The organism is Amycolatopsis anabasis (assembly GCF_009765355.1).
Lineage (GTDB): Bacteria > Actinomycetota > Actinomycetes > Mycobacteriales > Pseudonocardiaceae > Amycolatopsis > Amycolatopsis anabasis.
The window spans coordinates 21,023-32,559 of sequence record NZ_VTHK01000085.1 but is presented as its reverse complement, the minus strand read 5'-3'; the positions used below and the strand labels follow the sequence as shown (position 1 = coordinate 32,559).

11 protein-coding genes are annotated in these 11,537 nt (G+C 69.0%); 4 read left to right on the top strand and 7 right to left on the bottom strand.

Features of this window, described 5'->3' with window-relative positions:
• Together FXO23_RS47100 and FXO23_RS47095 are read right to left on the bottom strand one after the other, a co-directional pair.
• The coding region (locus FXO23_RS47100; protein WP_158895111.1) for a DUF222 domain-containing protein at positions 1 to 269 on the bottom strand (269 nt) is incomplete at its 3' end.
• 355 nt (positions 270 to 624) lie between these two features.
• Positions 625 to 1,335: a TetR/AcrR family transcriptional regulator gene (locus tag FXO23_RS47095; protein ID WP_158895109.1), complete on the bottom strand. Its 711-nt coding sequence runs from the start codon at positions 1,333 to 1,335 to the stop codon at positions 625 to 627.
• 108 nt (positions 1,336 to 1,443) lie between these two features.
• On the opposite strand from FXO23_RS47095, the gene FXO23_RS47090 reads away from it, so the two are divergent.
• Together FXO23_RS47090 and FXO23_RS47085 are read left to right on the top strand one after the other, a co-directional pair.
• A complete protein-coding gene (locus FXO23_RS47090) occupies positions 1,444 to 2,355 on the top strand; it encodes an AurF N-oxygenase family protein (protein WP_158895107.1) in 912 nt (303 codons plus the stop codon).
• Between the two features lie 9 nt (positions 2,356 to 2,364).
• Complete coding sequence (locus FXO23_RS47085; RefSeq protein ID WP_158895105.1) at positions 2,365 to 3,876, top strand: 4Fe-4S binding protein; 1,512 nt, start codon at positions 2,365 to 2,367, stop codon at positions 3,874 to 3,876.
• Here FXO23_RS47085 and FXO23_RS47080 read toward each other — a convergent pair.
• A complete protein-coding gene (locus FXO23_RS47080) occupies positions 3,836 to 4,684 on the bottom strand; it encodes a peptidoglycan-binding domain-containing protein (protein ID WP_179957074.1) in 849 nt (282 codons plus the stop codon). The genes FXO23_RS47085 and FXO23_RS47080 overlap by 41 nt on opposite strands.
• 181 nt (positions 4,685 to 4,865) lie before the next feature.
• Between FXO23_RS47080 and FXO23_RS47075 the strand changes: the two genes are divergently transcribed.
• Positions 4,866 to 7,058 (top strand): ATP-binding protein, encoded by a 2,193-nt coding sequence (locus FXO23_RS47075; RefSeq protein ID WP_158895103.1) that lies wholly within the window; start codon positions 4,866 to 4,868, stop codon positions 7,056 to 7,058.
• 12 nt (positions 7,059 to 7,070) lie between these two features.
• Here FXO23_RS47075 and FXO23_RS47070 read toward each other — a convergent pair whose 3' ends face one another.
• From FXO23_RS47070 to FXO23_RS47060, 3 genes are all read right to left on the bottom strand, one after another.
• Positions 7,071 to 7,928 (bottom strand): class I SAM-dependent methyltransferase, encoded by an 858-nt coding sequence (locus FXO23_RS47070; RefSeq protein WP_158895101.1) that lies wholly within the window; start codon positions 7,926 to 7,928, stop codon positions 7,071 to 7,073.
• A gap of 34 nt (positions 7,929 to 7,962) precedes the next feature.
• Positions 7,963 to 8,733, bottom strand: coding sequence for a signal peptidase I (gene lepB / locus FXO23_RS47065; RefSeq protein ID WP_158895099.1), 771 nt, complete (start codon positions 8,731 to 8,733; stop codon positions 7,963 to 7,965).
• Positions 8,734 to 8,813: 80 nt separating this feature from the next.
• Positions 8,814 to 10,271: an MFS transporter gene (locus FXO23_RS47060; RefSeq protein ID WP_158895097.1), complete on the bottom strand. Its 1,458-nt coding sequence runs from the start codon at positions 10,269 to 10,271 to the stop codon at positions 8,814 to 8,816.
• An 86-nt stretch (positions 10,272 to 10,357) separates the two neighbouring features.
• On the opposite strand from FXO23_RS47060, the gene FXO23_RS47055 reads away from it, so the two are divergent.
• Positions 10,358 to 10,741: a MarR family winged helix-turn-helix transcriptional regulator gene (locus tag FXO23_RS47055; protein ID WP_158895095.1), complete on the top strand. Its 384-nt coding sequence runs from the start codon at positions 10,358 to 10,360 to the stop codon at positions 10,739 to 10,741.
• 338 nt (positions 10,742 to 11,079) lie between these two features.
• Here the strand turns inward: FXO23_RS47055 and FXO23_RS47050 are convergent, their stop codons facing one another.
• A complete protein-coding gene (locus FXO23_RS47050; RefSeq protein WP_158895093.1) occupies positions 11,080 to 11,532 on the bottom strand; it encodes a luciferase domain-containing protein in 453 nt (150 codons plus the stop codon).
• Between the last annotated feature and the right edge of the window lie 5 nt (positions 11,533 to 11,537).

Here is an 11,537-nt window from a genome sequence, read left to right as displayed (position 1 = left end):
TTCTCCTCGTCGATCACCCCACCCTCCATGGCCTTCAAGGTCTCAGGCAGCCGCGTGGTCAGCGTCCGCGCGAGCACTACCTTCCTCGCCGCCTTGTGCTCCGTCAGCTTCAACATCCAAGCCACTTCGACGGGCACACCCCTGGATCTTCCTTGCAGGTTGTCCAGTTCCGCAATGGCTCTCAACTGCCGAGCCTGCGCCCGCGCGATCACCTCCCCCTCCGACTGGATAATGTCTTTCAGGTCCGCAAGTCTGGTATTTGTCTCCACGTCTCCCATTTTATCGAAAATGGAAGATCAACACCTTTCCCGAATGGGTGAATCTGGAACTAAAACCAACGTCACCGAACGTGCTCATTCCATGGGGAAAACTCGCATGCCCGAACGTGATGTTCAGCTACCAAAACGGGGAACTCATGCTCCCGAAACAGGGGACTCGCGCGACCGAAACGGGGAACTCGCGGAAAGCGAATCGGGCACAGCCGCCAACGCAACCAAACATGCCCATCCCGTGGGGAACTGTCGCTGGTGACCAACGACGCGAACCGACCCGAGGAGCGACAGTTTCCCACGGCGCGCCGAAGGCGTGCCTGAAACCCAACCCAACCCCAAGAAACGCCAACCACTACCCAGAACCATCCGGCACAGCAAGACTATCCGGCAAAGCGAGCGGCCGATGCGGATCAAGCTCCACCCCACCCGCCCGCAGCGTCCCATCCAGCAACTGCCACACCCACCGCGCCAAATGCCCGGCAAGCTCCGCACGACTCATCCCACCCGGATTCTCCAACCACCGAGCGGTACTGGACTCGACCAGCCCGACCAGCCCGAACGCGATCGGCTCGGCCACCCGCGCGTCCAGCCCGAACTCGCGCAGGTAGTGGTCGAACAACCAGGTGAGGCGCTGCGCGATCGCCGTCTTCACGTCGGTGATCGCGTTCTGCCCACCCGGCCGCGCGGTGAGCGAGTGCATGGTCAGGTAGCGGTAGAGATTGCCGTGCGAGGCCAGCCACCCGGTGTGCGCGTCGATCGCGGTCTGGATCATCTGGGTCGGCGTCCCGCGCGGGTTCCACACCGGCGCGAGCTCGGCGGTGATCAGCTCCACCGCCCGGTCCGCGATCGCGCCCTGCAGATCGGTGGCGTCGGCGAAGTACTTGTACAGCCTGGTCCGCCCGACCCCGGCCGCCTCGGCGACCTGCTCGATCGACACCTCCGGACCGCGTTCGGCGATGGCGCGCAGCGCGGCGTCGACGAACTCGCGCCGCCGGCGTTCGCGATGCCCCGCCCAGCGCGCGGTCCGGCCGTCGGTCCGGCGCGACGCCGATGAGGTGGCCATCCGCCGAGTTTATCGGGCGCGGATCCGGGGACTGTTGCCCCGGCCAACTAGAGCGTACAGTGTGTTACTGTTACCGAGAGTCCGGCTTAACGTGAGGAGATGCGGATCATGACCAGTGCCGCCGCGAGGAGCACCCAGCGGACCGCCCCGGAGCAGGACGTTTCCCGGCGCCTGCTGGACTCCTCGGCCACCCTGTCCTACGACCCGGCCACCGAGATCGACTGGGACGCCCCGCTGCCCGAGGACAAGTACGGCCTGAACCCGGAGTGGAGCACGCTGTACGGCACGCCGCTGTGGGACGAGATGTCCGAGGCGCAGCGCGTCACGCTGACCAGGCACGAGGTGTGCTCGATCATGAGCACCGGCATCTGGTTCGAGATGATCCTGCAGCAGATGATCCTGCGCGATCAATACGTGCACGACCCCGCGAACGCGGAGTTCCAGTTCGCGCTCACCGAGATCGCCGACGAGTGCCGGCACTCGATCATGTTCGCGCGCACCTGCGAGAAGCTCGGCGTGCCCGCCTACTTCCCGCACAAGGTCGTGGTCGAACTGGCGCGCGTGTTCAAGTCCACCGCGGGCGGCGAGGTGGCCTACGGCGGCACGCTGGTCGCCGAGGAAGTCCTCGACGTCATGCAGCGCGACTGGATGCGCGGCGAGAACGTGCTCGACATCGTGCGCACCAGCTCCAAGATCCACGTGGTCGAGGAGTCGCGGCACATGAAGTTCGCCCGGCAGGAGATCCGGGAACACATGGAGGGCATCAGCCCGTTCCGCCGCCGGACCAGCGCCACGACCATCGCCGCGGTCGCGTACGTCATCGTGCGGAGCCTGGTCAACCCGGGCGTCTACCGGGCCGCCGGCCTGGACACCCGGCGCGCGGTCGCCGCCGCCGCGAGCAACCAGCACCGCAAGTCGATGATGCGCAACGCGTGCGCCGGCCTGATGGAGTTCCTCTCCGAGGCCGGGTTGCTCAACCGTCCCGCGGTCGCGCTGTACCAGCGCGTGCACATGATCTGACCGTCCACAATGGCCTACGCGATCACCCAGACCTGCTGCAACGACGCCTCCTGCGTGTCGGTGTGCCCGGTCAACTGCATCCATCCGACCCCGGACGAGCCCGAGTTCGGCACCACCGACATGCTCTTCATCGATCCGCAGACCTGCATCGACTGCGGCGCCTGCGCGGACGCGTGCCCGGTGGACGCGGTTTTCCCGGTCGACCGGCTGTCCGGTTCGGACTCGGTGTTCACCGAGCTCAACCGGCAGCACTTCGAAGCCCATCCGGCGGACAACGCGTGGGCTGCGCCGCGGTTTCCCCGCTCCCTGCCCGAACCGGTGGCGGCGCCGAGGGTGGCGGTCGTGGGCACCGGCCCGGCCGCGGGCTACACCGTGCAGTCCTTGCTGCGGTCCACCGACGCCGAGATCACCCTGCTCGACCGGTCACCGGTGCCGGGTGGCCTGATCCGGTACGGGGTCGCCCCGGACCATCCGTCCACGAAGCGGATCGGGGACAGTTTCGCGGTCGGTTACCGGCACCCGAGGGTGCGGATGCACCTGGGCGTCGAAGTCGGCCGGGACATCAGCCATGCCGAACTCGCCGCGCACCACCACGCGGTGGTCTACGCCGTCGGCGCCGCGGGCAGCCGCTCGCTGGGGGTCCCCGGCGAGGAGCTGCCCGGCAGCATCCCCGCGACCACGTTCGTGGGCTGGTGCAACGGGCGGCCGGACATCCCGGCCGGGGCTATCGACCTGTCCGCCGAACGCGCCGTCGTGGTCGGCAACGGGAACGTCGCCCTCGATGTCGCACGGATGCTGCTCACCGATCCGGACGAACTGGCGAAAACCGGCATCGCCGACCACGCGCTCGCGGCCTTGCGCGGCAGCAAGGTCCGCGAGGTCGTGCTGCTCGGGCGCAGGGGGCCCGAGCAGGCGGCCTACACGCGGCCGGAATTCCTCGCCCTGCGGCGCCTTCGCGGGGCGCGGATCGTGGTGGACGAGCACGGCGGCGTGGCAGGTGACATCGCGGCCGCCGCACCCGGCTCGGTCGCCGGGCTGCTGCACGGGCTTCCGGTCGAGCCGGTGGACTGGACCTTCCCGCCCGCCGAAGGCAAGCGTCTGGTGCTCCGGTTCGGATCCGCGCCGACCGAGGCCCTCGGCGACCAGCACGTGCGCGCGGTCCGCGTCGGCGACGACGTGCACGGAACGCGGGACATCCGCACCGGGCTCCTGGTCCGCTCCATCGGCTCCCGGGGCGTTCCGGTGCCGGGGCTGCCGTTCGATCCGGACACCGGCGTCATCCCGAACAGCGGTGGCCGGGTGGAGCGCGGAACCTACGTGGTGGGCTGGGCCAAACGCGGCGCCACCGGCGGCATCGGCGCCAACCGCACCTGTGCGGAGGAAACCGTCGACGCCTTGCTCGGTGACGCCGCGGCGGGACGGCTGCCCGCTCCCGCCCGCGGTGCGAAGGAGTTCGCCCGCCTGCTCCGCGGGCGCACCGCTAACCGCGCTGGTACTCCTCCCAGGTCAGTTTCGGCGTGACCGCCGGACCGTCGTCGGGCGCCCGGTTGGCCAGCCCGTTGAAGCCGAGGTAGTAGTCGCCGGACTGGTGCTGCGCCCCGCCCGACTGGTCGGGATCGGACAGGGCGATCGCGTGGATGTGGTAGCCCCAGTCGCCCTGGGCCGGGGTGCGCACCCAGGCCGCGAAGCCCACCTTGCGCAGGTTCCGGGCGACGTTGGTCCGGGTCTCCGAACTCATGCCCTCGACCGAGATGTCCAGCGCGCCGCCGCCGTCGTGGGTTCCGGCCGATCCGCCGACCCCGCCGGGGTTGTAGGAGCCCTGGGTGATCCCCAACTGGCGGCCCAGCAACCCCTCCGCCGCCACCAGCATCGCCTTGGTGCGGGTGTTCATCAGTTTCCCGTGGTAGGTCACCCGGCTGCCCGCGGTGACCACGTTGCTCACGGTGAACCGGCCGCTGCCCAGCTTCTCCAGCGAGGTCTTCCCCGGCAACCCGGAGGCGTCGATCCCGGTGTACCCCAACGACTTCTGGTACGCCGAATACGCGGAGATGGTCGAGGTGCCGAAATGGCCGTCCACGTACTGGCTCGCCAGCAGTCCCTTGGCGGCCAACGCCTCCTCCACCAGCAGCACGCTGTCCTTACTACCCGGGGTCAACGCGCTGTCGGCCCGGCGCGGGTCGATCTGCGCCGCCTTGAGCACGGCTTCCATGTTCGCCGCGGGCAGCGCCGCGGTGGCCGTGTCCTGAGCGGCCTGTGCCGGTGCGGCCACGGCGAAACCCATGATCGCCACCGCGGCGAGTGCACCCTGGACAATCTTCCGAACAGTCATGCGGCCAGCATGACCGGCCCGGATACAAGCGGCGTACAAACCGCTTGAATATGAATTGAATACACGAAAGCCGATTTTATTCGCGAGTAGTTACCACGCAATAACTAACCGCGCTTGTTTAGTTGCGGCAGTCAAATTGACGGATGCCAACCGCTTTCCGCGGACTGGGTAAACTCCACGCATGTCCGGTGAATTGGATCATGATGGTCCGCTGAGCAGAAATGACGTGAGCGGCCCGGTGGAGGGGTCGCTCGTGCAGGCGAACTCGATCGCCGGCGGCGTGCATGTCTACACCGGATCGCGCTCCAGGGGTGTGCCACAACAATTGCCTTCGGCGCCCAAACTGTTCACCGGACGCGCGCGCGAACTCACCGACCTCACGGCCGCGCTCGACAGTGGAAACCGACCGAGCGGTACGGTGGTGATCTCGGCGATCGGCGGCAGCGGCGGAATCGGAAAGACCTGGCTCGCGCTGCACTGGGCACATCAGAACAAGGACCGGTTCGCGGACGGGCAACTGTACGTGAACCTCCGCGGTTTCGGCGCGTCGGGCAAGCCGATGTGCCCCACCGTCGCCATCCGCGGGTTCCTCGACGCTTTCGGCGTCGGCCCAGCGGCGACGCCAGTCGACCCGGACGCCCAGGCCGCGTTGTACCGAAGCCTGGTGGCCGGTAAGCGAATGCTGATCGTCCTGGACAACGCACGCGACAGCGACCACGTCATCCCCCTGCTGCCGGGGAGTTCTTCGTGCACGGTGCTCGTCACCAGCCGCAACCAGCTCACGAGTCTGGTCACCGCACACGACGCGTTCCGACTGGACCTGAACGTCCTGGACAAAGCCGACGGCCGGAAATTGCTCGCCCGTTATGTCGATAACGTCCGAATCAGCGCGGAACCTGACGCCATGGCGGAAATACTCGGTTATTGTGCGGGCTTGCCGCTGGCACTGCGCATCGTGGCGGCCCGCGTCTCGGCCCAGCCGGAATTCCCGCTCACCGTTTTCGCCGACGAACTGCGGGATTGCTCCGCCCGGCTGGACGCCCTGAGCGCCGGCGACGCGCAGGCGAACCTGCGGACGGTCCTGTCGTGTTCCTACCGTTATCTGAATGCCGAGGCAGCCGCCGTGTTCGGCCTGCTGGGGCTCGCGCCGGGCCCGGACATCAGCCTCGCCGCCGTCGTGTCTCTCACGGACCTGCCCGCCCTTCGTGCCCGCGCCGTCCTGCGGGACCTGGAACTCGCTTACCTGGTGACGCAGCACCTGCCGGGCCGCTACCGGATGCATGACCTCGTTCGCCTGTACGCTTCCGAACAGTCCACCCGCGACACGCCCGCGGAAGCCCGGAGCGCGGCGCTCAGGCGGCTCGTCGACTTCTACCGCCACACCGCCTACCTCGGCGAACGTGCGCTCTATCCGATTCGCAAATCCCTCAACGTCGAGAAGCCGTCCCGCGGTTGCGTCCCGAGTCGCCTGGACAGCGAGACCTGCGCGCTGGCGTGGTTCGACGCCGAGCACGCGTGCCTGCTCGCCGCGCAACACCTGGCGGCGCGACAGCGCTGGCACAAGTGCGTGTGGGAACTCGCGTGGGCACTCAGCTCTTTCCACCGGCGGCGCGGCCATCTCCACGACGATGTCGCCGTCTGGCGGGCAGGTCTCGACGCGGCCTACCAGATGATCGATCCGCCCGCCTGCGGTTGGGCCCACCGCTTCCTCGCCCATGCCTGCACCCGGGCAGGCATGCAGCGGGATGCGTACGACCATCTGCGGCACGCCAATTCCCTCACCGATCGGATCGACAAGGGCATCGACCATTCTTCCGCCCCCGCCGAGCCGGACGGCGTTCAGCAGGCATACGGCCATCCGCCGTGCGGTCCGAGCTGGGACGATGGCCAGGCATTGGCCGAGATTTCCCATGGCTTGCGCGTGTACCGCGAGCGTCTCCACGATCCGGTCTTGGAAGCCGACGCGCTCAACGCAATGGGTTTCCTGCAAACCCGTCTCGGGCGCCCGCACGAGGCACGCACTTCCTGCGAGTCGGCGCTCGCCCTGTTTCGACGGCACCACGACGCGGTCGGCGAAGCCGCCGCCCTGGACAGTCTGGGCTATCTCGCCCAGCACACCGGGCAGCACACCGTCGCGGTGGTCTACTTCCACCAAGCCCTCGCGCTGCGCCGCGATGTCGGCGACAGCTTCGGCGAAGCGGACACCCTCGGCCGCCTCGGCAAGGCGTACGCCGCCCTCGGACTGCGCGCCGACGCCCGGAAGTTCTGGCGGCAAGCACTCGACCAGTTCCACACGCAACACCGCCCGACCGAGGCCGAGCGCATCCGGCAGGAACTGGCCGCGCTCCACGCACTGGCCAGGCATCGCCGGTAGGACCGCGACCCGTCAGTCGCGGCGGGCCTCGACGAGCCAGGCCGCCGAGTCGTACAGGATGCCCCGGTCGGTCTGGTGTTCGACCATGGTCGCCCGCAGGTTGTCGAGCGCGCGGGCCCGGGTGGCGTCGTCGACGTCGGCGATCATCCCGGCGAGCTGGCCGGAGATGAACTCGCAGGCGTCTTCCACGTCGCGGCCGAAGTACATCGGCTCGTTCAGGCCGCGCAACCGCACGTCGGCGAACCCGGCCGAGGTCAACAGCTCCCGCACCCGGCCGGGGTCGCTCAGCGACACCGGCCCCGGTGCGTCCGGTGACGGCAAGGGCAGGTCACGACCGGCCGCCAGGGCGGTGCGGAAGGCGCTCATCCATTCGTTGCGCGCGACCGGCTGCCACGCCAGCAGGACCAGGCGCCCGCCGGGGCGCAGGGCGCGCGCCAGGTTCGCGAACGCGGCCGGGGCGTCGCCGAAGAACATCACCCCGTGCCGGCTGATCACGAGGTCGAAACCCCGTTCGGGGAACGGGTGGACCTGGGCGTCGGCCTGCTCGAACGTCGCGTTCGGCACGCCTTCCAGTTCCGCGCGCCGCCGGGCGAGTTCGATCATGGGCGAGGACAGATCCACGCCGAGCGCCGACCCGGCCGCGGCGCGCCGCGCGGCATCGCGTGTCGTCCGCCCGCTGCCGCATCCGATGTCCAGCACCGTCGCGGTTTCCCCGATCGCCGCCGCGGCGAAGAAGTGCTGGTGGTAGGCGGCGACCCCTTCCTCGAAACGATCGGCGCGGGCCGCCCAGTAGGCGCCCTGATCGCCGTCCCAGGCCCGCAGCTGCTCCACATTGGACGGATCGACGCGCGGTGCGGTGCTCTCGGTCATCTACTCCCCCAGCCCGTGAGTTTCCAGCGGAACCCTATCGCACCGGTTGTGCGGCGGCTTGCGGATTGTGGTCGCTCACGCCGCCCCACCGGCTCGGCGGGAGGACGATGATCCGGGCCTTGCCGATGATGTTGTCCACCGGGACGGTCCCCCGGACCCCGCCGTGGCCCTGGTAACGGGAATCCTTGGAGTTGTTGCGGTTGTCGCCCATCACCCAGACCGCGCCCGCGGGCACCTTGACCGGGGCGAAGCTTTCCTGCTTGTGCTCGGTGCCCTCTTCCCAGTGGATGTAGGGCTCGTCGAGCGCCTTGCCGTCGACCACCACGCGGTTCTGCGCGTCGCAGCACTGCACGGTCTGGCCACCGGTCGCGATGATCCGCTTGACGAAGTCGCGCTCGTCCGGCGGCGCCAGCCCGAACACCGAACCGATGCTCTGGAAGAACCGCACCACCGCGTTGCCGGACTCCTGCGGCGCCGCCTCGTTCTCGACCCAGGGCTCCGGGCCCTTGAACACCACGACATCGCCCGGCGTGGGATCGGTGAACCCGTAGACCATCTTGTCGACGAAGACCTTGTCGCCGTAACACCCCGGGCAGCCGTGCAGCGTGGTCTCCATCGACCCCGACGGGATCATGTACACCCGCCCGACGAACTGCTGGAACACGAACGCCAGCACCAGCGCGATGACCAGCAGGATGGGCAGTTCCACCCAGAACGAACGCTGCTTCCGCCGCCGCGGTTTCTCGTCTGCTTCGCCGGGTTCCGGTTCGTCTGCCGGGGCGCTCGGGGGTACGGGTTCAGCCACGGCGCCATGCTAACGAAGATCACCGAAGGCGGCCCGCCACCACTTCGCCGAAGGGTGACGGGCCGCCGCGAGGAAACGATCTACTCGGCCGCGAGCGCGAACTCCGGTTCGGCCGCCGGGGCTTCGCTTCGCCGCCGCCGGATGACTCCGGTCAGCGCGACCAGCAGGCCGAGCACGGCGATTCCGGTGACCACGCTCAACGCCGGGGTGAGCCCGCTGAGCAACGCGGCCGGGGAGGCTTCGCTGCCGCCGTTGGCGGTGAGCACCGCGGTCACCACGGCGAGGCCGATCGCGCCGCCGACCTGCACCGAGGTGTTCAGCAGCCCACCGGCGAGGCCCTGCTCGTCGTCGCCGATCCCGGCGGTCGCCTGGATGTTGAGCGAGGAGAACGCCAGCGTGAAGCCGATGCCGAGCAGGATCATGCTGGGCAGCACCGAAGCGGCATACCCGGAGTGCTCGTCGACCCCGAGGAACAACGCGTACGCGATGACGTGCGCGACGACCCCGGCGAGGATGGTCCGCGGGGTGCCGACCCGGTCGATCAGCGGCTCGATCCGCGGCGACCCGAAGGCCACGATCAGCGCCGCGGGCAGGAACCCGAGCGCGGTCTCCAGCGCGGACCAGCCGAGCACCGACTGCAGGTACAGCATCACCACGAACTGGAAACCGATGTAGGCGCCGAAGAACAGCACCCCGCCGAGGTTGGCCCGGGCCAGCGGCCCCGAGCGCAGGATGCCGAGCCGGAGCAGCGGGTGGCTGCTGCGCTTCTCGATGAACACGAACGTGACGAGCAGGGCGGCCGCGACGGCGAAGGAGATCAACGTGCGCGGGGCGGCCCAGCCGACCTCGGGGGCCTCGACCACGGCGAACACCAGCAGCAGCGAACCCGCGGCCCCGGTGATCGCGCCGGGGAAGTCGTAACCGGCGCCGGAGCGGTCCCGTTCGTAGGTCGGGAGCAGTTTGACCGCGAACGCCAGCGCGGCGAGCGCGATCGGCACCGGGAGCAGGAACGTCCACCGCCAGCCGACCTCGGTCAGCAGCCCGGAGAAGACCAGCCCGGCCGAGTACCCGCTGGCGCCGAACACCGCGAAGATGCTGATCGCGCGGTTGCGCGCGGGACCTTCGTGGAACGTCGTGGTGATGATGGACAGCGCCGCCGGTGCGGTGAACGCCGCGGCGAGGCCCTTGATGAACCGGCTGGCGATCAGCAGCGCGCCGTTGTCGACGAGGCCGCCGAGCAGCGAAGCGAGCGCGAAGACGGCCACGGCGACGAGGAACACCCGGCGCCGGCCGAGCAGGTCGGCGGTGCGCCCGCCGAGCAGCAGGAGTCCCCCGTAGCCGAGCACGTAGCCGCTGACAACCCATTGCAATGCACTGGTGGACAGGCCGAGGTCGGCCCGGATGGACGGAAGGGCGACGCCGACCATGGAGACGTCGAGTGCGTCGAGTCCGACGACGGTGGACACGGTGAGCAGGACGCCCCACAGGCGTGCGTCCCACCGGGTCGAAGAGGTGGACAGTTGCGCGGAAGAGCTCATGGCGGAGACACTACATGCACGTGCATCTAATGCCAACACATTTAATGTAGTTGCATCAGATTCCCGCGCATGCTATCTTCGGCGACGTGAGCGATGTCGCTGAACGAGGCCTGGTGCGGCAATGGCACGAGCTGTCCGCGCGTCACGCAGCCGTGTTCGGCGCCCTGGAGTGTCAGCTGCAGGAGCGCCACGGCATCGGGGTCAACGAGTTCGAAGCGCTCGAGCTGCTGGCCACCTGCGACCACAAGTGCCGGGCGGCCGATCTGACCGAGGCCGTGCACCTGAGCCAGAGCGCCACCTCCCGGCTCGTCGCCCGGTTGGAACGCGAAGGTCTCGTCGAGCGCGCCATGTGCGAACTGGACCGTCGCGGCATCTTCGTGACGCTCACCGAAGCCGGTCGGCAGCGCTACGCCCAGGCGAAACCGACCCACCGCGCCGTGCTCGAAGAAACCCTCCGCGAGACCGACTGACGGGGGTCGTGAGCGTTCCGACCGGTTAGAACCGGCCTGACCACTCACGACCCCCAGACTTGGTTCCCTTACAAGAGACGGTGACCGGTCTGGGCGTGCGGGCGCCGCCTGGCTGCCACCCCGATGCTCGTCGCACGTTGTCGGCTAAGAGGAACCGCAACGAGGCCGTGCTCGTCGGAGCGCCCCCGGGGGCACCTGCCGAAATGGGGGGCTCGGCCTGCCGAAACGGGGGACTCGCACGTCCGAAACGGGGGACACGCGCCAGCGGGATCCCCGCCCGCCGCGAGTCCCTCGTTCTGGTCGCGTGTGTTCCCCGTTCCGGTACGACCCCGGGGCGCCTACTCCGTGCTCCGGCCCCGCGCGTAGGCGTAGGACTGGAGCAGGATCTGCCAGACCACCTCCAGCTCGTCCCGATCCCGGGCGCCGTACACCAGTTCGGTGTTCTGGATCGGATGCGGCACTCCCCACCCGGCCTCGGTGACGAGCTTCTTGGTGGTGGGCGCCAGTGTCAGGTGCAGGCTGCCGTCCTGCTGCGGATGCAGGTGGGCGAACTCCCTGCTGTTCTTGATGAACGCGTCGTCCGGACCGGTGCCGAACTCCGGGGCCAGATGGATCGCGCGGGCCTCCGGATAGGGCACGTGCGTCGGAGCGACGTAGACGCCGGTCAGCGAGCGCATGCGCTGCCAGGTCTCCTCCTGCAAGGTGGTCGGCGAGATCTGGTTCAGCTGGCCGTGCGGCACCGGACCGCGGGTGCGCGGCTCCGGGCCCGGCCGGACGGGCAGGTCGAACATGGCTT

Excerpts from the sequence above, each read along its gene's own strand:
- FXO23_RS47095 (WP_158895109.1), bottom strand. The coding sequence starts at position 1,335 with ATGGCCACCTCATCGGCGTCGCGCCGGACCGACGGCCGGACCGCGCGC.
- FXO23_RS47090 (WP_158895107.1), top strand. The coding sequence starts at position 1,444 with ATGACCAGTGCCGCCGCGAGGAGCACCCAGCGGACCGCCCCGGAGCAG.
- FXO23_RS47085 (WP_158895105.1), top strand. The coding sequence starts at position 2,365 with ATGGCCTACGCGATCACCCAGACCTGCTGCAACGACGCCTCCTGCGTG.
- FXO23_RS47080 (WP_179957074.1), bottom strand. The coding sequence starts at position 4,684 with ATGACTGTTCGGAAGATTGTCCAGGGTGCACTCGCCGCGGTGGCGATC.
- FXO23_RS47075 (WP_158895103.1), top strand. The coding sequence starts at position 4,866 with ATGTCCGGTGAATTGGATCATGATGGTCCGCTGAGCAGAAATGACGTG.
- FXO23_RS47070 (WP_158895101.1), bottom strand. The coding sequence starts at position 7,928 with ATGACCGAGAGCACCGCACCGCGCGTCGATCCGTCCAATGTGGAGCAG.
- FXO23_RS47060 (WP_158895097.1), bottom strand. The coding sequence starts at position 10,271 with ATGAGCTCTTCCGCGCAACTGTCCACCTCTTCGACCCGGTGGGACGCA.
- FXO23_RS47050 (WP_158895093.1), bottom strand. The coding sequence starts at position 11,532 with ATGTTCGACCTGCCCGTCCGGCCGGGCCCGGAGCCGCGCACCCGCGGT.